The 20,114-nt window shown below is 68.1% G+C and carries 23 protein-coding genes and 1 tRNA gene; 10 read left to right on the forward strand and 14 right to left on the reverse strand.

The genetic code is table 11. The features are described 5' to 3' along the window. Window positions 1-315: 315 nt before the first annotated feature. Window positions 316-522, reverse strand: coding sequence for a hypothetical protein (locus ABZX22_RS27225; protein ID WP_354913990.1), 207 nt, complete (start codon window positions 520-522; stop codon window positions 316-318). Window positions 523-596: 74 nt separating this feature from the next. On the opposite strand from ABZX22_RS27225, the gene ABZX22_RS27230 reads away from it, so the two are divergent. The 3 genes from ABZX22_RS27230 (at window position 597) to ABZX22_RS27240 (ending at window position 3,031) form a co-directional block, all read left to right on the forward strand. Continuing rightward, complete coding sequence (locus ABZX22_RS27230) at window positions 597-1,595, forward strand: hypothetical protein (protein ID WP_354913992.1); 999 nt, start codon at window positions 597-599, stop codon at window positions 1,593-1,595. A 172-nt stretch (window positions 1,596-1,767) separates the two neighbouring features. After that, window positions 1,768-2,193, forward strand: coding sequence for a DUF6086 family protein (locus ABZX22_RS27235; protein ID WP_354913994.1), 426 nt, complete (start codon window positions 1,768-1,770; stop codon window positions 2,191-2,193). A 169-nt stretch (window positions 2,194-2,362) separates the two neighbouring features. Beyond that, window positions 2,363-3,031, forward strand: a complete 669-nt coding sequence (locus tag ABZX22_RS27240) for a DUF4241 domain-containing protein (protein WP_354913996.1) — start codon at window positions 2,363-2,365, stop codon at window positions 3,029-3,031. Between the two features lie 508 nt (window positions 3,032-3,539). Here ABZX22_RS27240 and ABZX22_RS27245 read toward each other — a convergent pair. After that, window positions 3,540-3,809 carry a hypothetical protein gene (locus tag ABZX22_RS27245; protein ID WP_354913998.1) on the reverse strand — a complete coding sequence of 90 codons (270 nt, stop codon included), beginning with the start codon at window positions 3,807-3,809 and terminating at the stop codon, window positions 3,540-3,542. A 216-nt stretch (window positions 3,810-4,025) separates the two neighbouring features. On the opposite strand from ABZX22_RS27245, the gene ABZX22_RS27250 reads away from it, so the two are divergent. Further along, window positions 4,026-4,493, forward strand: coding sequence for a peroxiredoxin family protein (locus ABZX22_RS27250; protein WP_354914000.1), 468 nt, complete (start codon window positions 4,026-4,028; stop codon window positions 4,491-4,493). A gap of 895 nt (window positions 4,494-5,388) precedes the next feature. On the opposite strand, the gene ABZX22_RS27255 is transcribed toward ABZX22_RS27250, so the two are convergent. Further along, complete coding sequence (locus ABZX22_RS27255) at window positions 5,389-6,432, reverse strand: NADP-dependent oxidoreductase (RefSeq protein ID WP_354914001.1); 1,044 nt, start codon at window positions 6,430-6,432, stop codon at window positions 5,389-5,391. A gap of 1 nt (window position 6,433) precedes the next feature. Beyond that, a complete protein-coding gene (locus ABZX22_RS27260) occupies window positions 6,434-6,637 on the reverse strand; it encodes a hypothetical protein (RefSeq protein WP_354914003.1) in 204 nt (67 codons plus the stop codon). A 492-nt stretch (window positions 6,638-7,129) separates the two neighbouring features. On the opposite strand from ABZX22_RS27260, the gene ABZX22_RS27265 reads away from it, so the two are divergent. Further along, entirely contained in the window at window positions 7,130-7,615 is a 486-nt protein-coding gene (locus ABZX22_RS27265; RefSeq protein ID WP_354914005.1) for a class I SAM-dependent methyltransferase, read from the forward strand. Next, window positions 7,597-7,905 (forward strand): hypothetical protein, encoded by a 309-nt coding sequence (locus ABZX22_RS27270; RefSeq protein WP_354914007.1) that lies wholly within the window; start codon window positions 7,597-7,599, stop codon window positions 7,903-7,905. Before ABZX22_RS27265 ends, ABZX22_RS27270 begins: the two co-directional genes overlap by 19 nt. 117 nt (window positions 7,906-8,022) lie before the next feature. Here ABZX22_RS27270 and ABZX22_RS27275 read toward each other — a convergent pair. The 4 genes from ABZX22_RS27275 to ABZX22_RS27290 form a co-directional block, all read right to left on the reverse strand. After that, window positions 8,023-8,095 (reverse strand) — tRNA-Thr (locus tag ABZX22_RS27275). A 20-nt stretch (window positions 8,096-8,115) separates the two neighbouring features. Next, the gene (gene rlmB / locus ABZX22_RS27280; protein WP_354914009.1) at window positions 8,116-9,078 is read right to left on the reverse strand and encodes a 23S rRNA (guanosine(2251)-2'-O)-methyltransferase RlmB; all 963 of its coding nucleotides are present in this window, start codon (window positions 9,076-9,078) and stop codon (window positions 8,116-8,118) included. Between the two features lie 12 nt (window positions 9,079-9,090). Further along, window positions 9,091-10,482: a cysteine--tRNA ligase gene (gene cysS, locus ABZX22_RS27285; protein ID WP_354914011.1), complete on the reverse strand. Its 1,392-nt coding sequence runs from the start codon at window positions 10,480-10,482 to the stop codon at window positions 9,091-9,093. Between the two features lie 82 nt (window positions 10,483-10,564). After that, window positions 10,565-10,942 carry a PPOX class F420-dependent oxidoreductase gene (locus tag ABZX22_RS27290; RefSeq protein WP_354914013.1) on the reverse strand — a complete coding sequence of 126 codons (378 nt, stop codon included), beginning with the start codon at window positions 10,940-10,942 and terminating at the stop codon, window positions 10,565-10,567. 32 nt (window positions 10,943-10,974) lie between these two features. Between ABZX22_RS27290 and ABZX22_RS27295 the strand changes: the two genes are divergently transcribed. Continuing rightward, the gene (locus tag ABZX22_RS27295; RefSeq protein WP_354914014.1) at window positions 10,975-12,804 is read left to right on the forward strand and encodes a DUF2637 domain-containing protein; all 1,830 of its coding nucleotides are present in this window, start codon (window positions 10,975-10,977) and stop codon (window positions 12,802-12,804) included. A gap of 235 nt (window positions 12,805-13,039) precedes the next feature. Continuing rightward, complete coding sequence (locus tag ABZX22_RS27300; RefSeq protein WP_354914016.1) at window positions 13,040-14,170, forward strand: fumarylacetoacetate hydrolase family protein; 1,131 nt, start codon at window positions 13,040-13,042, stop codon at window positions 14,168-14,170. On the opposite strand, the gene ABZX22_RS27305 is transcribed toward ABZX22_RS27300, so the two are convergent. From ABZX22_RS27305 to ABZX22_RS27320, 4 genes are all read right to left on the reverse strand, one after another. Further along, window positions 14,167-14,436, reverse strand: a complete 270-nt coding sequence (locus tag ABZX22_RS27305; RefSeq protein WP_354914018.1) for a GlsB/YeaQ/YmgE family stress response membrane protein — start codon at window positions 14,434-14,436, stop codon at window positions 14,167-14,169. The genes ABZX22_RS27300 and ABZX22_RS27305 overlap by 4 nt on opposite strands. Before the next feature lie 93 nt (window positions 14,437-14,529). Further along, window positions 14,530-14,799, reverse strand: a complete 270-nt coding sequence (locus ABZX22_RS27310) for a GlsB/YeaQ/YmgE family stress response membrane protein (protein WP_354914020.1) — start codon at window positions 14,797-14,799, stop codon at window positions 14,530-14,532. A gap of 171 nt (window positions 14,800-14,970) precedes the next feature. Continuing rightward, on the reverse strand, window positions 14,971-15,447 hold the full coding sequence (gene ispF, locus ABZX22_RS27315; protein WP_354914022.1) for a 2-C-methyl-D-erythritol 2,4-cyclodiphosphate synthase: 477 nt from the start codon (window positions 15,445-15,447) through the stop codon (window positions 14,971-14,973). A gap of 17 nt (window positions 15,448-15,464) precedes the next feature. Further along, window positions 15,465-15,947 carry a CarD family transcriptional regulator gene (locus tag ABZX22_RS27320; protein ID WP_181615762.1) on the reverse strand — a complete coding sequence of 161 codons (483 nt, stop codon included), beginning with the start codon at window positions 15,945-15,947 and terminating at the stop codon, window positions 15,465-15,467. Between the two features lie 240 nt (window positions 15,948-16,187). On the opposite strand from ABZX22_RS27320, the gene ABZX22_RS27325 reads away from it, so the two are divergent. Then, complete coding sequence (locus ABZX22_RS27325; protein WP_354914024.1) at window positions 16,188-16,766, forward strand: copper chaperone PCu(A)C; 579 nt, start codon at window positions 16,188-16,190, stop codon at window positions 16,764-16,766. Window positions 16,767-17,373: 607 nt separating this feature from the next. On the opposite strand, the gene ABZX22_RS27330 is transcribed toward ABZX22_RS27325, so the two are convergent. Together ABZX22_RS27330 and ABZX22_RS27335 are read right to left on the reverse strand one after the other, a co-directional pair. Beyond that, window positions 17,374-18,066, reverse strand: a complete 693-nt coding sequence (locus ABZX22_RS27330) for a response regulator transcription factor (protein ID WP_354914026.1) — start codon at window positions 18,064-18,066, stop codon at window positions 17,374-17,376. Window positions 18,067-18,132: 66 nt separating this feature from the next. After that, window positions 18,133-19,314, reverse strand: a complete 1,182-nt coding sequence (locus tag ABZX22_RS27335) for an ATP-binding protein (protein WP_354914028.1) — start codon at window positions 19,312-19,314, stop codon at window positions 18,133-18,135. 148 nt (window positions 19,315-19,462) lie between these two features. Between ABZX22_RS27335 and phoU the strand changes: the two genes are divergently transcribed. Then, a complete protein-coding gene (gene phoU / locus ABZX22_RS27340) occupies window positions 19,463-20,107 on the forward strand; it encodes a phosphate signaling complex protein PhoU (RefSeq protein ID WP_354914030.1) in 645 nt (214 codons plus the stop codon). Window positions 20,108-20,114: the final 7 nt, after the last annotated feature.

The raw sequence follows: 20,114 nt of genomic DNA on the forward strand, positions 1-20,114 counted from the left end.
CATGCTTGGCAACCCGTTCATGTACCTGGCCGACGGCGGGAACGGCTTCGGGCTGATCTCTGGTCTCTACTCCACCGCAAGCTTGCTCGGGCCGGTCTGGCAGGCTCGTTCCGCCCACGATCTCGCCAGTCCGCCCGCGCGGGCCGTACACGAAAAGGGCGGTCCGGTCCGGGCGCCGTCCCGCTGGTGGCCGCTGGCGGTGGCGGCCGTCGCGCTCCCGGCGGTTCCAGCGGTCGTGAACCTGGCTCGGGGTGTACCGCGCTGGATCGGCCCACGAGGCGTGATCGCATCGTATTTGGGGACGGACGCGGGCTTCTACGGACCGTCCGTGCTGTGGACGGCCTTCGACGTCCTCATCGGGGTGGGCGGCCTCGCCGCCCTGGTGTTCGTCGCGGTGGTGAGGAGGACCCGCCGCCTGGTGCGAGCCACGGTCTCCGCCCTGTTCCTGGCCGCTGTGGTCGGGGTCGTCAGCAGGTTCACCACCTCGCGGCCCGCGGAGGACAGCGCCGCATCCTGGTCCATCCACCCCCGACACGCAGCCCGGCTTCCTCCGCCTCTTCACCTGGGACGGTGCGACCTTCTCCGGCATCTCGCCGTTGTGGTACAGCATCGCCTTCGTCGCGGCCGCCCTCCTCCTGATGTTCCTGTACGGCGGCAGCCCGGCGAACCGCTCCCCGTTCCAGATCGTCGTGACGGCGGTCGCGTCGGTCGCGGCGCTTTGCTTCGTCCCGGCGGCGGACCAGGCGCCCGGCCAGATCACCACGGAGCGGGAGTGCCAGCGGTCGCGCGACGGCCGCAGGCTGTCCGGCGAACGGAGCTTCGTCTGCGCAGTGCGCGAGTCGACCGTGCTGAAGGTCGCGAAGAACGCTCCCGACCCTTTCGTGGTCGCCTACGGTCACCGGCTGTGCGGCATCTACACCCGCAACGACCCGCAGGAGCTCGCGCAGGTTCGGCGCACGGACGGTGTCGAGGTCCGCTCGCTGACCTACCCTCTGGCCGGGATCTGCCCGAGCGCCGCCGCGGTCGTCAAGGCGGAGGGAGAGCGGGTGGACCGCGAGATGCGGGAGTGGGAGGCGACGCAGCAGCGCATCTGCGACGAGTCGCCCCGCCACCGGCCGCTGACCAAGCCGGTGGCGGCCATCGTCCAGCCGGAGCCCGTGTGGACCGACTACGGCAACCTGGAAGCCTTCGATCCGGAGATCACCGAGGACCCCTACGAGGCCACTGCGACCCATGAGGACGAGCTGGTAAGGGTCGCCCCTGGCCACCTCGCCGTCACCGTCCACTCCGACGTCCCGCTCTGCGTCACGACCGAGACCTACACCCGCCGCCCGCCCGTGGAGACCAAGGGCTGGCACCAGGTCGTCGAGGTCGGCTACGACAGCCTGAACGGCGAGATCGAACTGGCCGACCCGATGGGCGGCGACCCGCTCCCCAACCTCGCCGTTCGCGGCAAGGGCCACTACCGCATCCGCGTCCACTACGCCTGGCTCACCTTCGAAGGACAAAAGTACGCCGGGCAACGACTGCTGATCATGTCCTACCCGGGACAGGGCGACGACACCGTCGTCCACCGCGAACGCGTCAAACCCTGACGCCAGTAGATCGAGGGCCACGCGATAGAGATCAAGCCGCACACCCCCAAGGGCTACCGCGACATGATCCGCAGCCAGTGCGAGATCGTCCACCGGCGTCTCCCGGCGTCAGAAGCTCATCGGTCGAGCGGCCGCGAGTTCCCGTGACTCCGATGCAAGCGTTGGGAGAGCAGTGAGCCAGTATTTCAAGGTCGGCGATCAGGTCCTCTGGAACCCCTCGAACGGGGTCGCCGGCCTGTTCATGCGGTCGGCGGAGGCAGTCGCACCCGAGACGGGATTGTCGACAGGACTCGGCCTCATGGACAACGACGAATGTGAGATCGACCTACCCGCCTTCGCCGCCTTCGTGACTGCGCTTGTCGACCGCTATGAGCACTCGAATAATCGAATCCTGCATTCACTCATGGAGGGCTTCATAGCGACGGCCCTGGTGCTCGTCGAGCGTGGCGGAGTAGAGCTACCCGCATCCGACGCGGACGACGACTGGAAGGACGTGCAGGTAGGCAAGGATTCCGCATGGCCCGGAACTGGCCAGGTCCGGGGCGTCGAGCGCTGGGCGGCCCTTTCGGCACGGCACGCTCGGGCAATGCCACGCTGACGTTGCCGGATGCACGCCCCGGCCGTCCTCGAACCTCGGCCTCGGCCTCGGAGAGACGATCACGTCGCGCCTCGGCTGAGAGCCAGGATGCGCGACTGACGGGGCACCTTGCGCGTGATCATCTTCGCTTGGATGATGTGGTGCCTTCGCTCGCCGTAGGAGGTCTCGCATGGCGCTGTCCCCACCCGACCTTGATCTCATGTTCCAGTCAGGAACGCGGCATCGCTGGCCGAGCGGTGACGCACTGGAGATCGAAGTCATGGACGTGGGAACGGTGAACCTGGCCAGCGGTCGGCTGGTTGCGCGGGACAACGACGGGTGGCTCTCAGACTCGCCATCGGATCAGGAAGCGTTCAGCGAACAGCTCGCTTCCGGCTCGTACCGCGTGGTGCTGTCGATGGCTGACTTCAACACGCGAGGTGTTCGGCCGAGGGCTGCCGCGGCCAAGGTGGTGATCAAAGAAGAGCCGGTCGTCAGCTGGGATATGGCGCTGCGAAGTGGACAGGACCCCTCAAAGCTGGGAGAGGAGGAGTTCTTCGGGTTCAGCGTGGACAGCGGGCAGGGCTGCTTCCTGGACGTTACGGCGCTACCGCAGCTTCATCACCTTCGAAACGGCGCGCGTACAGAGCTGGAAGCCGCCCGCGAAGACGTGCTGCGCTACGGGTGGGCGGAGATCACCGACTCGCCCGCGACGTCAGAGCTGAACATCATCTTGTTCGACTGCGGCATGGGAGACGGGGTCTATCCCACGTGGATCGGGCGCTCGGCCAGCGGCGAAGCGGTCTGCTTCGTCAGTGACCTGGAGCTCTTGAGTCACAGCCTGGGGCCAATCTCGTAGGCGGCGCCTAAGTCGATGAGCGTGCGATGACGCCAGTCTGATCTCCGGCTTTTCAGACGGAGCAATGGCTGCAGTCGTTTCGTTCAACACCAGCTCAGAGGTGCGGACGGCTACCGGAGTGCACGGATGGAAGCCGACGTTGTCGTCAGCGATGTCGTCAACAGCACACCCTGCACGGGGGCAGACCCGACAAGAGGGTCGCGGCAGCCGATCGCCACCAGCCCGTGCAGGGAGTATCGAAGTCGGCGATCGTCACGGCTGTACCCGATGACCACTTGATCCGTAGGGAAAGGCAGACGCCCTGCCGGTGACGTGCCGCCTGGCTTGAGACCTGATCGTGACCGCTGGGAGCAGATGCCGTACGAGCTGCTGCACAGCGTCCACGTCACCTGCAATGGATTGCAGCTCCTCTCCAAGGACGGGCTGCGGTTCGTCGGCATGCTGCTCGGTGTGCGCCCGGCGGGGTCAACTTTGATTCCGGTGAATCCTTTCGCGGTGTGGAGGCCTCCTATGAGGTGATGGCCACACTCAGGAGGGAGATGGCATGGGTGACGTCGTGATGCCGGCGGGGCGGCAGGCGCTCTTCAGCATCTCGTTCCAGCGGGGGCAGAAGGCCGACGCGGCTGGCCGCTCCTCGGCGAGCGTGCAGCTCATGTTCGAGCGCCATGACGAGGCGGAAGCCGGTCTGGTGACGTCTACCGAGGGCGCGGCCATCCGGCACCTGGAAGCCGAACTGCTCGTGCAGGCAGTCCAGGAGTGGCCAGATGTTATCGATCATGTGACATGTACTGGGCCACGCGGAGCGGAGAGTCACAGAGGTGCTCGGCTTGCAACCTCGCGATCAAGTCCCAACCACACCTGGCCCGCATCAGGCTCCGGCTCGACTTGGGCGACATGACGGGCCCACGGAAAGCTCGCATGGCTCCGGAACAACCAGCGCCTGACTGACCTGTGTCGACCGCATTTTCCATAACCTTTGAAGGGAAGTTTCGCCATGCTCGAAACCGGATCGCCCGCGCCTGACGTAGCGCTTGAGGACACCGATGGCAGGGCCATCCGCCTGTCCGACTACCAGGGCAATCATGCCGTGCTGATCTATTTCATGCGGTCGACGTCGTGCCCGGTCTGCAACAGGCACGTCCAAGACCTCATCCGGCGTCGTAACGAGTTTGCAGCTGACGACGTTCACGTGCTTGTCGCGGTTCCTGAGGACCGTCAAGAGGCGGCCGATTGGAAGGCCAAGCGCCAGGTCCCGTTCCCCGTCCTCGTGGGCCGCCAGGGCACCCCGCACGAGATGGTCGGCTTGAGCAGAAAGGTCTTCGGCTCGATGCAGCAGTCAGGCAGCATCCTCATCGATTCCCGCGGCATCATCCGCCATGCTCACGGCTCCACCATGCCCACCAGCGGCTACGACAAGAAAGGGATCGCTGCGGCCATCCAGGGTCTCCGCGCCCACACATGATCTGGAAGGGCACCCGGATTGTGCCCCCGTGATCAAGCTACTGGGAGGTCGGCGCCGAAGTGTGGATCGACGAATACGACGAGGTCGACTGGGAGAACAACGCGCATAAGCCGTCCGTCTGATCATCCCGTCTGCCGCCGTCCCGCCCGAAGGGGAAGCGGGCCAGGGCCACGGGGCCAAGGTGGAGCCCCCAACTGGAGGAACGACCTTGGCCCCGTGGTCCTGGTCTGCTCTGCTTGTCCGGGTCGATGGCGGGCGGGATGATCAGGCTTCGACCTCAGCCATGCACGGCCTGGCAGACGGCACAGTGATCATCCCCGGAGCCGGAGTCCCCCGCCGGAGTCCATATCTGTGGTGGGTTGGCTACTCGGGAAGATCGAGTCCGTGTTGTTTGAGCGCCTTACGAGCGCGGCGGAGGCATTCCTCAGCGGAATCTGCATCGATGCGAACCGACCAGCTGTCGTTGTGCTGTGGCTCGCTGCTCGCGTGGAAGGTCTACGGGCGTATGCCCTCTCGTCCAGCGTCTACTCGAAGGAGAGCGCCCACGTTGCGCTCCAGAAGCCACTCCAGCATGGCAGTGGCATCCATCCGAGCAGGCTACTTGGGCCTGGCTGGACATCGGGTCGCCGTGGCTGGTATCGCTCGAGGCCCCGGCCGCTGCCGCCCGGGACCGGCCCCCAGGCCGCACTGGGCGTGTCTCGCATAGACACCACGCTACTGACCGGCCTCGATCGCGTAGCGACGTCGTAGGCGCCCTTGACCCGCCAAGGTGCGGACAGCTGTACGACCCGCTACCGAGGTTGATGTTCTCGATAGCGGACCACGCCTCGACTATCTCCTACCCACCGAAGCGGAGCACTTCATAGCCCCTTGAAGAGGCCTCCCAAGCGACGTCTCAATCTGCTACCCGCACAAGTAGCTTGCCCAAGTTTTCGCCGCTGAACAGCTGGTGGAGAGCGTGCGGGGCAGCTTCAATGCCGCCGTCGACGATTGTCTCGTCGTAGTGGAGCTTGCCTTCGCCGAGCAGCCCAGCAAGGTATGTGATCGCCTCTTCGAAGCGGTGGGCCCAGTCAAGTACAAGGAAGCCCTTGATCGTCGCCCGCTGCATGATCAGCTGGACTATGTTGGTGAGACTTCCAGCGTGTTCGCCGCCCTTGTTATAGCTGTTGTACTCGGAAATCATTCCGCACAGGGAAACCCGGGCACCGATGTTGAGCCGCATCAAGATGTGATCCATGACCGGCCCGCCAACGTTCTCGAAATCGACATCGATCCCATCCGGTGTGGCGGCGTCGAGCTGCGCACGCCAGTCAGCGGCGTGGTGGTCGATGCAGGCGTCATAGCCGAGAACCTTGACGGCGTGTTGGCACTTGCTGGGACTGCCAGCAATGCCAATCACCCGTCCCGCCCCTTTCTGCCTTGCGATCTGACCGGCAATCGAGCCGACCGCACCGCAGGCGGCGGAGATGACGATTGTCTCTCCCTCTTTCAAATCGGCCAAGTCGATCCCGAGATAGGCCGAGATGCCGGTGTGGCCGAGGACGCCGAGAAAGGCCGACTCGGGTGCCGGCAGTGGGGTAGGCAGGACAGTAAGCGGCGCCTCCAGCCGTGAGTCGTCGGCAAGGACCAGTTCCTGCCAACCGGTGAAGCCGCTGACAGTGGCCCCGACCGGCATGTCTTCGCGCCTGGATGCAACTACTTCGCCGACGCCGAAGCCACGCATCACTGCGCCGATCGGGACCGGAGCTTCGTAGCTACGTATATCGCTCATCCAGACGCGGGAGGTTGGATCGAGCGAGAGAAGCTTGGTGCGGACCAAGGCCTGACCGTCGGCCAGCTCCGGTACCTGCTCTTCAACCAGTTCGAGGTCACCGTCGGCGAGTTGCCCCACGGGTCGGCGTCGTAGGCGGTAGGCCCGGTTGATGCGGTTGCCAGTCATACTAGACTCCTACATTCTCGGCCGTCGGTGCGGCGTTGACGATAGCCTTAGAGGCGGTAATTTCGGATATGTTCGCAGCGCCGCCGGTACCGAAAGCTTCCAGTTCGCTGGATGCGAGGCAGATGATTGCCTGAGCAGCCTCAAGGTCCGGCACGTCCTCCAGCGGGCCATTCCCCAGCGCGGTCACCCGTTCGACGTCCAACACCTGCCGCACCAACGGCGTCCCCAGAAAGCCTTGCTGCGCAGAAAGTCGCTCGGCTTCATGGCGTCAGACTACGACGCCATCCGACATCTCCAAGGCGTTTTCCGTCACATCTCGTGGAGTGACATCGTCACGGTGTTGGCGATCACGGCCTGGGGGTCAACGTGCGGGCTCTTCGGCTGGTCGCGACCGGCCGAAGAGCCCGCAGCGCGGCCAGCGACCGCCCGACGCGCGGACCGCCGCAGGAGGGCCGTCTTGATGACGTGTAGATGAAGTTGCTTTCAGGCATGCGTGTTGATCTTGCTCAGATATAAGCGCTCCAGAACACGGCCTGAGGCAACGCGCGAAAAGGACACCTTCCGGAGGGCCCTTTTTCTATTGCCCAGCACTGAACGAAGTGCTCGGAGACTTGATCACGGGCGATCGTTAGCCCAGCCTGGATCTCCTGCGGCCAACCACACCGCTGGCGGTCCAGCACGTCTATGGGGTGATCGCGTGACCAATGGTGGACTGTTCGCGGGGACAGGTGCGTTCTATGCACGGTTCCGTCCTGGCTATCCGAAGGTGTTCTTCGACGACGTGATCCGGCGTTTTGGCCTCGACGGTTCTGGACGTCTCCTGGACCTGGGCTGCGGCACTGGCCAGCTCACCATCCCGCTGGCGGGGCATGGCACCGAAGCGGTCGGCATGGATCCCGAGCCCGACATGCTCACCGAGGCCGCCCAACATGCTGCCGCCGGCAAGGTCGGCAACGTCACCTGGGTTCGCGGGGGCTCAGCAGACCTGTCACGCCAGCCAGGACGGTTCCGGCTGGTGACCATGGGGCGCTCGTTCCACTGGATGGATCGCGAACAGGTGCTGAGGACGCTGGCCGACACGGTGGAGGACCGGGGCGGTCTGGTGATTGCCGATGACGGATGCCTGGCGCGCTCCACCACGCCATGGCAGCACATCATCGAAGGGTGCAGCACCAGTTCCTAGGCCCGATCCCCCATGCTGGTGCCGCGATGCCAGCCGACCCACATGAGGTGGTCCTGGCCCGCTCGCCGTTCCAAGACGTCATGCCCGCGGTTCACGAATTCAGCCGGACATGGACGGTGGACCGAATCATCGGCTACCTGTACTCGACGTCGTTGCCTCTGCGGAAGCTACTCGGCGCTCGGCAGCCCGCCTTCGAGCGAGAGATCACCGACGCGTTGCTGACAACTGAACCAAGCGGACAATCCGTCGAACCGGTGGCACTCCACGTCCTGATTGCTCGCATTCCATGATCACCCAGGAGCCCGAAAGGCTCCTGCTAGCAAGGCTGTTAGCAAGATCTCAAGATTGTCCTGACAAACAGAAAGCCCCTGAACAGATCTTCCCTGTTCAGGGGCCTTCCAGCGCAGAGCCGACGAGGGGAATCGAACCCCTGACCTTCTGTTTACAAGACAGATGCTCTGCCGATTGAGCTACGTCGGCGCGGCCTCACAGTTTAGACGCTACGGCCTCCGATGACGAGCGACCTCATACAACGTCACCCCCGCAGCCACCCCCGCGTTCAGCGACTCCGCCCCCGCGTGCATCGGGATCCTGGCGACCACGTCGCACTGCTCGCGCACCAGCCGGGACAGTCCCTTGCCTTCGGAGCCGACGACCACCACCAGCGGCTCCTCGAACAGGGACACCTCGTCGATGTCGACCTTGCCCGCCCCGTCCAGGCCGACCACGAACAGTCCGGCCTCACGGTACTCGCGCAGCGCCGCCGTCAGGTTGGCGGCGCGGGCGACGCGGAGGGTGGCCAGGGTGCCGGCGGAGGTCTTCCACGCGCCTCCGGTGACCCCGGCGGCCCGACGGGAGGGGATCAGCAGCCCGTGGGCGCCGAACGCGGTCGCCGAACGGGCGATGGCGCCCAGGTTCCGGGGGTCGGTCACGCCGTCGAGGGCGACGATGAGCGGGATCTCGGCGGCGTCGTGCGCCAGCTCGACCAGCTCGTCGGGGTGCGCGTAGTCGTAGGCGGGGATCTGCAGGGCGATGCCCTGGTGGACGGCGCCCTCGGTGAGGCGGTCGAGCTTGTCGCGGGTGACCTCGAGGAGCGCGATGCCCTTGTCAGCGGCGATCTTGATGGCTTCGCGGACGCGGTCGTCGTTGTCGATGCGCTGGGCGACGTAGAGCGCGTTGGCGGGCACTCCCGCCTGCAGCGCCTCGAGGACGGGGTTGCGCCCGCCGATGTACTCGGGCGCGTCCTCCGGCTTCTTCGGGCGTCCGGCGGGACGGGAGGCGCCGCCGCCGCGCTCCTCGCGAGAGATGCGCTCGGCGCGCGCCTTGTCCTTGTACCAGTGCCTCATCTGCGCAGGCGGGGTCGCGCCCTTGCCTTCGAGCGCACGGCGTACCTTGCCACCCGTGCCCTTGGACGGGCCCTTCTTCTTGGAGGGCCTGCCTGACGCTCTTCCACCTGCTGCCATGCCACAAGGGTACTAGCGGGACAACTCCCATCGGGCCCCGTGCGGAGTGTCCTCGACGGTGATGCCCGCCGCGGCCAGGCCGTCCCTGATGGCGTCGGCGGCCGCGTAGTCCTTGCGGGCGCGGGCCGCCTGCCGCTGTTCGAGCGCGACCTTGACCAGCGAGTCGACGACTCCGGTGAGGTCGGAGCCCGCCGTACGCCACTGGGGTGAGCGCGGGTCGAGGCCCAGCACGTCGAGCATGTTCTGGGTCTCGGCCAGCAGCCGGGCGACGGCTTCCTTGTCGCCGCGGGCGAGCGCGACGTTGCCCTCACGGACCACCTCGTGCACCACGGCGAGCGCCTGCGGCGTGCCCAGGTCGTCGTCGAGCGCGTCGGCGAACGCCTCAGGCAGCGGCGCGTCGGCGTCGACGTCGTGGATGACCTCGGCCGCGCGCGTGACGAACCCCTCGATGCGCTGGTAGGCGGCGGCCGCTTCGAGCAGCGCCTCCTCGGAGTACTCGATGGAGGAGCGGTAGTGCGGCGCCGCCAGGTAGTAGCGCAGCTCGACGGCACGTATCCGGGTCAGCAGGTCGGGGATCAGCAGGGAGTTGCCGAGCGACTTGCTCATCTTCTCCGCGCCGATCTTGAGCATGCCGTTGTGCATCCAGTAGCGGGCGAAGCCGTCGCCCGCCGCCTGGGACTGGGCGATCTCGTTCTCGTGGTGCGGGAAGATCAGGTCGAGCCCGCCCCCGTGGATGTCGAACGTCGAGCCGAGGTACTTGGTGGCCATGGCCGAGCACTCCAGGTGCCAGCCGGGACGGCCGGGACCCCACGGCGTCGGCCAGGTCGGCTCGCCGGGCTTCTCGCCCTTCCACAGCGCGAAGTCGCGCGGGTCGCGCTTGCACGTCTCGTCGTCGGTGTCGCCCGCGGCGCGCATGTTCTCGAGCTTCTGGTTGGACAGCTTGCCGTACTCGGAGGCGTAGGACTGGACGTTGAAGTAGACGTCGCCACCCGAGGCGTAGGCGTGGCCGCGCTCGATCAGCCGCTGCATGAGCGTGATCATCTCGGGCACGTGACCCGTGGCGCGCGGCTCGACGGTCGGCGGGAGGCAGCCGAGCGTGTCGTAGGCCCAGGTGAAGGCCCGCTGGTTGCGCTCGGCGATCACGAACCAGGGCACGCCCTCCTCCCCCGCCACCCGGATGATCTTGTCATCGATGTCGGTGACGTTGCGGCAGAAGGTCACGTCGTAGCCGGAGCGGGTCATCCAGCGCCTGAGCACGTCGAAGTTGACGCCGGAGCGGATGTGCCCGATGTGCGGCGGCGCCTGCACGGTGGCCCCACACAGGTAAATCGACGCCCGGCCGGCTTCGACCGGAACGAATTCACGGATGGCGCGCGTGCTGGTGTCGTATAGGTGCAGGCTCACGAAGGAAAGGGTACGGACTGCGAGGGCCTTTGGCTAAGCGATCCCATGCATGGCGCCCAATCCGTGTCAATATGTGGGTGGCTCAACCCCTCAGGATGACCTTGCGGGGGTGGATGCGGACGATCAGCCGCTCGTTGCCGGGCGGCTCCTCCCACGACGTGCCCGTGTACTTCAGCGACAGCTCCTCGATCAGCCGGCCCTCGGGGTCGTCCTCCATGGTGACCGTGCCGCGCACCTCGGCGTACCGGTAGGGGTTCTCCGGGTCGATCACCAGGATGCTGGCGCGCGGGTCGCGCTCGAAGTTGCGCGGCTTGCGCCGGCCCTTCACCGTGGAGACGAGGATGTCCTCCCCGTCGGTCCGCACCCACACCACCGTCGACTGCGGCCCGCCGTCCGGGTTGATGCTCGTCAGAGTCGCGTGGTTGGCGCCGTCGAACAGCTTCCTCGCCTCTTCGTTCATGAACACCATTGTTCTGTAGGCTCGAGATCGCCATGGACGTGACTCCCCCCTCCGCGCTGCGCCGCATCGGCATCGCACTCGCGGGGCTCGCCGTCGCGGGCCTCACCGCCACCGCCTGCGTGCTGTCCTTCGACGAACTGCGTGCCCTCGCGGCGCTCGGCAGGGCCCGCGCGGATCTCGCCTACCTCTACCCCGCCGGCTTCGACGCCCTGCTGGCGGTGGCGCTGATCAGCGTGCTGCTGCTGCGTTCGGGACGGCTGCTGGTCCGCGCGCAGGCCGCCCTCGTGCTCGTGCTCATGATCGCCGCCGCGGCGACGGTGAACGTGCTGGTCACCACCAACGGCCTGGCCCGGCTGCCGGTCGAGTCGGTCGCGGTGGGGGTGGCGGTCGCGCCGTGGGTGATGCTGGCGGTCGCGCTCTGGCTGTGGCTGGTGTTGATCAAGCACGTGCAGGCCCGTCGCGAGCCCGCCGGCGTGCCCGACGGTACGGCGGAGCGCGACATCGTGCCGTTCCGCGCGCCCCGTGAGGCGCCTCCGCTGGTCGGTACGGCCGAGCCGGAGCCGGAGTCGACGCCCGTCGTCGGGCCCACGCCCGCGCCGGAGACGCCGCCCATGCCGTCGATCCCGGTGTCGGAGCGCGTCACCCGTTGGCCGGCGGAGCCAAGCCGTACGGCGGAGCCAAGCCGTACGGCGGAGCCGCGTGCCGTACCGAAGCCGAGGACGGAACCCGACCCCACGGCCGAGGCCGCGCTTCCCGGCGCGCCCGCCGACGAGCTGCCGCCGACCACGCCTCCCGCCCAGCCCCACCCCGCGCCTGCGCCTGCGCCTGCGCCTGCGCCTGCGCCTGCGAAGACGATGCCCCTGCCCGCACCGACCGAACCTGCCATGGGCCGGGCGGAGCGGCCCGCTGACCCCGAGGAGCGCACCCCGACTCCGCAGGAGCACCTCACACGGCCCCAGCACGCCGCAGGACCGACAGAGCCCCGCACGGCACCCCAGGACACCGCAGGACCGGCATCCACCGCCGTCCAGGGCGCCGCAGGACCGGCATTCACCGCCGCCCAGGACACCACAGGACCGATCGAGGCTTCCGCAGCGTCCGAGGAGGGCACCGCAGGACCGGCAGAGGCTGCCACAGCGCCTCAGGACAACGCAGGACACGCGGAGGCCCTCACAGCCGCCCAGAACACCTCAGAGTCAGCGGAGACCCCTCCAGCGTCTCAGGACACCGCAGGGCCCGCGGAGACGCCCATGCCGTCCCCGCACGCCACGGAACCGGCGGAAAGACCTCTGGGCCGTCAGCGCCGTGCGGCACCGGCGGGGACGGGCACGGAGCGCGAGGAGCGCATCGCAGGACGGCCGACCAGCCATGAGCGGCACGAGCACGCGGCGAAGGCCGCTGTGGAGCCCGTGCGCACCGCGGCAGCCGACCACGACGGGCATGACGACCACGACGGGCATGACGGGCATGGCGACGACGGCGATGTGACCGCGTCCCCCGTGGGCGGGTCCGTGGACGCCGGGGAGAAGCCGGCTGAGAAGCCGGCGCGTCCCCTCCGGTGGGGTGACCTGGGCCGGGCCGAGCCGACCGACGTGCTGGTCCACCCCCGCCCCGACAGCACGCGTGACGCCGACACCCAGCCCGTCAGGATCGTCGCCGAGCACCCCGCCCGCCCGCGCACCGCCCGCGACGCGAGCTCGGGCTCCGGCTCCGGCTCGGCCGCGGGCCCGGACCCAGGCCACGGCCCCGAGGCGGCCGACGAGAGCGAGCCCGTCTTAGGCCCCGCCGAGCCACCGCAGGCCCCTCACACCGACGCGCCCTCAGGACGCCTGCGCAGCACCCCGCTCCCGCCCGAGGAGTAGGAGACCCCGCGGGGTAGGAGGCCCCGTGGGGTAGGAGACCCCTTGGGGTAGGAAGCCCCGAGGTCCAGCCACGCCCCAGGACCCAGCGCCCGGGAAAGACGCCCCGAAAGGACGCCCGAGGAGCAACGCCCCAGGACGGGCGCAGCGGGAACCGGGTGCGCATCCAGACGAAAGCTTGACCGGACAAGGGTGGCGACCTGACCCGAAAGCGGGCACGAAGGCTCCCGTGGCGATCATGTCGTGGGTACCAGTCCCTGAGGGCAGTGACTTTCCCCTCCACAACCTGCCCTATGGCGTCTTCTCGCGCGAGGGCGAGTTGCCGCGCGTCGGCGTGGCCATCGGTGATCAGGTTCTCGATCTGCACCAGCTCACGGTCACGGGTGCCATGCCCGATGCCTACTGGTTCGCCGCGAGCAAGCTGAACACCTTCATGGGTGCCGGCCCGCGCGCCTGGTTCCACGTGCGCGAACGGGTGACCGAGCTGCTCAGCGACGCGTCGTACACCGATGTGGTGCTGCCCTGCCTGCGGCGCCAGTCGGAGGTGACGATGCACCTGCCGTTCAACGTGTCCGATCTGGTGCTGTTCCAGACCTCGATCGAGAACGCGACGAACCTCGGCAGGATGTTCCAGCCGCCGGGCCGTGATCCGCTGCCGCCGGCGTGGCGCAGGATGCCGTTCGGCCAGTACGGCAGGGCGTCGTCCGTGTCCGTCTCGGGCACGCGGGTGGTGCGCCCGTCCGGGCAGCGCAAGGACGGCTACCTGAAGCCCGCCGAACGCCTCGACCTGTCGGCCGAGCTCGGCTACGTGATGGGGGTGCCGTCGGCTCCGCCGTACCCGCTGACGACGAGGGACTTCCCGCATCACGTGTTCGGCATGGTGCTGATGAACGTCTGGCGGGCGCTCGACCTGGTCACCATGGAGTCGCGCGCGCTGGGCCCCTTCCTGGGCCAGTCGTTCGCGGTGACGGTCTCGCCGTGGGTGGTGCCGCTGGCGGCGCTGAACGCCGCGCGGGTGGAGCAGCCGAAGCCGGAGTGCGAGCTGTCGCCGTACCTGAGGTCGTACGAGCCGGCGGGCCTGCGCATCACGCTGGGCGTGCGTATCAACGGCAACCTGGTCTCCGAGCCGGACTACACCCGGCAGTACTGGACGGGGCCGCAGTTGCTCGCGCACAGCACGATCGCCGGCGCGCCGCTGCGCACCGGCGATCTGCTCGCCACCGGGCCCGTCGGGGGCAATGGGACGTTGCTGGAGATGACCGGGAACGGGCCGTTCCTTGCGGACGGGGACACCGTCCTGCTGACCGCTCGCACGTCCCACGGTGTGGGGTTCGGCGAGGCGCGGGGTTCGGTGTTCCCGGCCGTCTAGACGCTCGTGCCGCGCCGCAGTCCCGCGACGATTCCTACGCCGACGATCGCCAGGACCACCTGCATGACGAGTTCTATCCAGTCGATGCCGGGGGTCGTCGCGACGCCGAGAACCTGCGCCAGGGCCGTGCCGATGAGAGCCGCCACGATTCCGACCACGATGGTCAGGATCCAGCCGATGGGCTGCCTTCCGGGAAGCAGAAGGCGCCCGATCGCGCCGACGACGGCACCGATGACGATGGCACCGAGGATGGATGCGATTGTCATGAGAACCTCCCCGTGGGGTGAGATTTTCACCGCCCACGGGAAGACGATTACCCGCCTACACGGCGATAATCGCGACGATGCCGAAGTCGCAGGTCAATGCGTGCCTCGCGTCGCCTGGGCCCGCGCCACGACGAGGACGCCGACGACGGCGAACAGGATCTGGATGATGTGCTGCCACCAGTTGATGCCAGGGGTCCTGCTGAGCCCGAGGAAGTAGGCGACGAGAGTGCCGAGCAGTGCGGCCACGACGCCGACGATCCACGTCATGGTCAGCGACATGTGCTGCTTGCCGGGAACGATGAGCCTGGCGATCGCGCCGACGACGATACCGAAGACGATCGCGGAAATGATCGAGCCGATCATGTCAAGTCCCCCCGTTGTGATGCATCTCCGGACGGGGACGTACCCGGCATCTTCCCAGGTTACGCATGCAGGGATGGCGGTCCGTACCGCGCCAGTGACGGACCGCCATCCCCGGTGGCTCGGCGGGTTCGACACCACCCGCCGGGATCACCCCTCGCTCAGATAGACGCTCTAGGCGCCCTGAGGGTTGACGTCCGCGACGACGAGCGCGGTGGCGATGGCGGCGATCCCCTCGCCACGGCCGGTCAGCCCCAGCCCGTCGGTGGTGGTGGCGCTGACGCTCACGGGCGCGCCCACGGCGGCGCCCAGCACCTTCTCGGCCTCGGTACGGCGGGGCGCCAGCTTGGGCCTGTTGCCGATCACCTGGATGGCGACGTTGCCGATGGTGAAGCCCGCGGCGCGCACGACTCTCGCGGCCTCCTCGAGCAGCGCGACGCCGGCCGCGCCCGACCAGCGCGGGTCGGCGGTGCCGAAGAGCCCGCCCAGGTCGCCGAGACCCGCCGCGGACAGCAGGGCGTCGCAGGCCGCGTGGGCGGCGGCGTCGCCGTCGGAATGGCCTTCGAGCCCCGTCTCGCCGGGCCAGTGCAGGCCGGCCAGGTTGAGCTCACGCCCAGATGCGAACGGGTGGACGTCGACTCCGACGCCCACCCGTGGGAGGTTCGTGTTCAGGAGTTGAGAACCTCGTCGAGCAGGGCCTCAGCCTTGTCCTCGTTGGTCTTCTCCGCGAGCGCCAGCTCGCTCACCAGGATCTGGCGAGCCTTGGCCAGCATCCGCTTCTCGCCTGCCGACAGGCCGCGCTCGCGGTCACGCCGCCACAGGTCCCGAACGACTTCGGCGACCTTGTTGACATCACCCGACGCGAGCTTCTCAAGATTTGCCTTGTAACGCCGCGACCAGTTGGTCGGCTCCTCGGTGTGAGGCATGCGCAGAACGTCGAAAACGCGCTCAAGGCCCTCCTGGCCGACGACATCGCGCACACCGACGAGTTCCGCGTTCTCCGCAGGCACCTGGACGGTAAGGTCGCCCTTGTCGACCTTGAGCACCAGGTAGGTCTTTTCCACACCCTTGATGGTCCGGGTCGTGATTTCTTCGATCCGAGCAGCCCCATGGTGGGGGTAGACGACAGTGTCGCCGACCTGGAAAGTCATGTGACAAGTACCCCTTCCGCTGTACTCCAGAGTACCACGCGTCCACAGCCTCCCGGAACAGTGAAATCCCCATAACTGCAGGTCAAAGCCGCATATTAGGACTTGACAACCGTTCAACTCTGTGAATCGCAGAACTGACATAGCGAATGACCTGCGGGGGTGCGGATATGACCATGAACCCGGATCGATATGGTGGGCCTGCCCCAACTCGCACACGCGCGCCATAAGGAGAACCCGCTCGTGACCAGCCGTCGCTGGATTATCGCCGCCGCTGCGTTCCTTGCCGCACCGGTACTGGCCGGCTGTGCCGCCGGATTCGACGCCAACACCAACCAGCCGTACGCGCCCAACGAGGCCGCGGCCCTCATCCAGGACGGCTCCTACGGCGCCCGCGGCATCAAGATCCCCCAGGCCTTCGTCCTCGGCCCCGACTCGGGCGCCAAGCTGGCCCAGGGCGGCTCCGCGCCGATCTACCTGCACGTCGTCAACACCAACGGCCAGGCCGACTCGCTGGTGAGCGTCGCCGCCGAGGTCGGCACGGTGAAGCTGGCCGCGCCGATCGCGCTGCCCAGCAACGAGGGCGTCAACACCGGCAAGCCCTCTCCCCAGCTGATGATCGAGGGCCTCAGCAAGCCGCTCAGCGGCGGCGAGAGCGTGCGGCTGGCGCTGCAGTTCGCCAACGCGGGCTCGGTGTCGGTGAACGTGCCCGTGATCACGCGCAGCCGCGAGTTCGCGCAGTACCCGAGCGCGCCGGGCGCCACCCCCGCCCCGCCCACCCCGACGCCGACCGCCTCGCACACCGCCGAGTCCGGTCACTGACCGCCCGCACCGACACCACCCGCTGAGGGCCGCACCGGATCCGCCCGCCAGGGGCCGGGCGCACGCTCGGGGCAGGCCGTACCGAAGCCGCCCGCCGGCGTCCACACCGGCCCGCACCCGAGCCGTCCGTACGGCAAGCCGGTCTGGCGCCCCCGTCCGCGCCGGGCGCCGTCCATCACGGGCGCGCGCCCAGCAGGACTCCGGTCCCCGCCGTCCCGCCCCGGGCACCCTCAGTAAGCCGTAACGGACGAGGAGGAACCCGGGGTAGGGACCCGGGAAACGGACGCGGAGGAATCCGGGAAAGGGACCCGGGAAGCGGACGCGGAGGATCCGGGAAAGGGACCCGGGAACGCCCTGACGGCTGCGGAGTAACCCGGGAAGGCCCTAGCGGACGCGGAGGGACACGGCAGGAAAGGGACCCGGGAAGGCCGGGCCGGCAGCACCCACTGGGAGCTCCAGAAGCCCTGAGACGCCCCCACACCCCGCGAGACAGCCCCGGACCCCACGAGGACGGTCTCGACCCCGCGAGAACGGTCTCGATCCCATGGGGCGGCCCCAGACCCCGCCGCCCAACCGGGCGAGCGGGGTTTCGCGCGTATGACGGGCCTCAGTCGTCGACGGGGTCGAACTTGTAGCCGAGACCGCGCACCGTCAGGATGCACTTCGGGTTGGAGGGATCGGATTCGACCTTGGCGCGCAGGCGCTTGATGTGGACGTCGAGCGTCTTGGTGTCGCCCACGTAGTCGGCGCCCCACACCCTGTCGATCAGCTGGCCGCGGGTCAGCACCCGGCCGGCGTTGCGCAGCAGTACCTCGAGCAGCTCGAACTCCTTCAGCGGCAGCTGCACCTGCTCGCCACGGACGGCCACGATGTGCCGGTCCACGTCCATCCGCACCGGGCCTGCGGCCAGCACCGCCGACTCCAGCTCCTCCACCGTGTCGCCCTGCCGTCGCAGCACCGCGCGGATGCGGGCGACCAGCTCGCGGGAGGAGAAGGGCTTGGTGACGTAGTCGTCGGCGCCCAGCTCCAGGCCGACGACCTTGTCGATCTCGCTGTCCTTGGCGGTCAGCATGATGACGGGCACCTTGGAGCGCTGGCGCAGCGAGCGGCAGACCTCGGTGCCCGGGAGGCCGGGCAGCATGAGGTCGAGCAGCACCAGGTCGGCGCCGTTGCGGTCGAAGGTGTCGAGGGCCTCGGGCCCCGTCGCCGCGACCGACACCTCGAAGCCCTCCTTGCGGAGCATGTACGACAGGGCGTCGGAGAACGACTCCTCGTCCTCCACGACGAGCACCCGGGTCACGATCCCTCCTTCATCGGGCTCGTGACCCGAGTCGTGCGATGGCTGTTGTTGACGGCTGCGCGACGCTCAGCCATTGGCGGCCTCCAGAGGGCGTTGTACGGGTACGGCGGAGCCGCCGAACGCGGGCAGGCGCATCGTGAACGTGGAGCCGGAACCCTCCTTGCTCCACACGCTCACCTCCCCGGCGTGCGCCACGGCGACGTGCTTGACGATGGCGAGGCCGAGGCCTGTTCCGCCGGTCGCGCGTGACCGGGCGGCGTCGACTCTGAAGAACCTCTCGAAGATGCGCTCCAGCGACTCCTCGGGGATGCCGATCCCCTGGTCGCTGACGCTGATCTCCACGCAGTCGCCCGCGGGGCGGGCGCTGACGACGACCCTGGTGTGCTCGGGGCTGTAGGCGATGGCGTTGGAGATCAGGTTGCGCAGCGCGGTGACGAGCAGTTCGTCGTCGCCCCAGATGCGCAGCCCCTCGGTACCGCCCGCCACCAGGGTGATGTCCTTGGCGATGGCCTTGGTGTTGCAGTGGTCGATGGCGTCGTGGACGGCGTCGTCGATCGACACCTGGCCGGGCGTCGGGATGGGCTCGGCGCCCTGGATCCTGGACAGCGTGATGAGGTCCTGGACCAGGTAGGTGAGCCTGGCCGCCTCGTGCTGCATGCGCCCGGCGAAGCGGGTCACCGCCTCGGGGTCGTCGGCGGCGTCCTGGATCGTCTCCGCCAGCAGGCTGAGCGCGCCGACGGGGGTCTTGAGCTCGTGGCTGACGTTGGCGACGAAGTCGCGGCGGACCGCCTCGACCCTGCGCCGCTCGGTCTGGTCCTCGGCGAGCACGAGCACCTGCCCGTGGGAGCCGAGGGGCGCCACGCGCACCGCGAAGTTGGTCACTTCCTGGCCGAACTTGTATCCGGCGACGTCGATCTCGCTCTCGCGGATCTCGCCGTCGCGCCGTACCTGCCGGGCCAGGGCGAGGAGCTCGGCCGCCATCAGCCGATCACCCTTGACTAAACCGAAGGCCCTCGCGGCCGAGCTGGCGCGCAGGACGCGGTCGTGTGCGTCCAGCACCACGGCCGAGGAGGGAAGTACGGCCAGCACCGAGGCCACGCCCTGGGGCAGGGCACCGGAGTCCGCGTCGTCAGAGGAGTCGCGGCCGCTCCTGCCCGCAACCTCGATCTGGTTGCGGTAGAACAGCACGGCGACGGCCCCGACGACGAAGCCGGCCAAAGCCGCGAAGCTCATGGCCATCTCACCCATGCGCATCCTTTCCTGCAGTCCTCCATTTCTGATGGTAGGTGCGCTTTTCCGGGTTACAGACCCCTCACCAGGGGATGAACGCCGCCTTTCCCGGAAAGTTCATCTCGCGGTCGGGGTTCGTTCATCGCGGCCCACGTACGGTAACGGCATGCGTGACGCTTACCACGAAGATCTTGATTCGCTCACCGACAAGCTGGTGGAGATGACCAGGCTTGTCCGTTCGGCCATCTCGCGCGCCACCACCGCGCTCCTGGACGCCGACCTGCCGCTCGCGGAAAGCGTCATCTCGCAGGACGAGGAGATCGACCGGATCTTCGCCGACGTCGAGGAGTCCATCTACGACCTGATGGCCCGCCAGCAGCCGGTCGCCGTCGACCTGCGCATGATCATCACCGCGCTGCGCATGGGCACCGACCTCGAGCGCATGGGCGACCTGGCCGAGCACGTCGCCAAGGTCGCCAGGCTGCGTCACCCCGAGTCGGCGATCCCGCCGGAGATCCGCTCCACGATCCTGCAGATGGGCCAGATCGCCGAGAACCTCATCACGAAGGCCGGCTCCTGCGTGGCCTCGCGCGACGTGGAGGCGGCCAAGGAGCTGGAGCACGACGACGACGCCATGGACCGCCTGCACCGCAGGCTGTTCAAGGAGATCCTGCACAAGGACTGGAAGTACGGCGTGGAACCGGCGATCGACATCACGCTGATCGGCCGCTACTACGAGCGTTACGCCGACCACGCGGTGCGGGTGGCCCGCGACGTGATCTACCTGGTGACGGGTTCGCGCACCGGGTGAGCTGACC

It is taken from the genome of Nonomuraea sp. NPDC003804, from assembly GCF_040610675.1.
In the GTDB taxonomy this organism is placed as follows: Bacteria; Actinomycetota; Actinomycetes; order Streptosporangiales; family Streptosporangiaceae; genus Nonomuraea.

What these genes read in the sequence shown, in the direction of transcription:
- ABZX22_RS27250 (WP_354914000.1), top strand. Translation starts at nt 4,026, where the DNA reads ATGCTCGAAACCGGATCGCCCGCGCCTGACGTAGCGCTTGAGGACACC.
- ABZX22_RS27300 (WP_354914016.1), top strand. Translation starts at nt 13,040, where the DNA reads ATGTCGTGGGTACCAGTCCCTGAGGGCAGTGACTTTCCCCTCCACAAC.
- rlmB (WP_354914009.1), bottom strand. Translation starts at nt 9,078, where the DNA reads ATGGCAGCAGGTGGAAGAGCGTCAGGCAGGCCCTCCAAGAAGAAGGGC.
- ABZX22_RS27245 (WP_354913998.1), bottom strand. Translation starts at nt 3,809, where the DNA reads ATGATCGATAACATCTGGCCACTCCTGGACTGCCTGCACGAGCAGTTC.
- ABZX22_RS27310 (WP_354914020.1), bottom strand. Translation starts at nt 14,799, where the DNA reads ATGATCGGCTCGATCATTTCCGCGATCGTCTTCGGTATCGTCGTCGGC.
- ABZX22_RS27255 (WP_354914001.1), bottom strand. Translation starts at nt 6,432, where the DNA reads ATGACTGGCAACCGCATCAACCGGGCCTACCGCCTACGACGCCGACCC.
- phoU (WP_354914030.1), top strand. Translation starts at nt 19,463, where the DNA reads ATGCGTGACGCTTACCACGAAGATCTTGATTCGCTCACCGACAAGCTG.
- ABZX22_RS27290 (WP_354914013.1), bottom strand. Translation starts at nt 10,942, where the DNA reads ATGAACGAAGAGGCGAGGAAGCTGTTCGACGGCGCCAACCACGCGACT.
- ABZX22_RS27225 (WP_354913990.1), bottom strand. Translation starts at nt 522, where the DNA reads ATGGACCAGGATGCGGCGCTGTCCTCCGCGGGCCGCGAGGTGGTGAAC.
- ABZX22_RS27305 (WP_354914018.1), bottom strand. Translation starts at nt 14,436, where the DNA reads ATGACAATCGCATCCATCCTCGGTGCCATCGTCATCGGTGCCGTCGTC.
- ABZX22_RS27240 (WP_354913996.1), top strand. Translation starts at nt 2,363, where the DNA reads ATGGCGCTGTCCCCACCCGACCTTGATCTCATGTTCCAGTCAGGAACG.
- ABZX22_RS27335 (WP_354914028.1), bottom strand. Translation starts at nt 19,314, where the DNA reads ATGGGTGAGATGGCCATGAGCTTCGCGGCTTTGGCCGGCTTCGTCGTC.
- ABZX22_RS27295 (WP_354914014.1), top strand. Translation starts at nt 10,975, where the DNA reads ATGGACGTGACTCCCCCCTCCGCGCTGCGCCGCATCGGCATCGCACTC.
- ABZX22_RS27320 (WP_181615762.1), bottom strand. Translation starts at nt 15,947, where the DNA reads ATGACTTTCCAGGTCGGCGACACTGTCGTCTACCCCCACCATGGGGCT.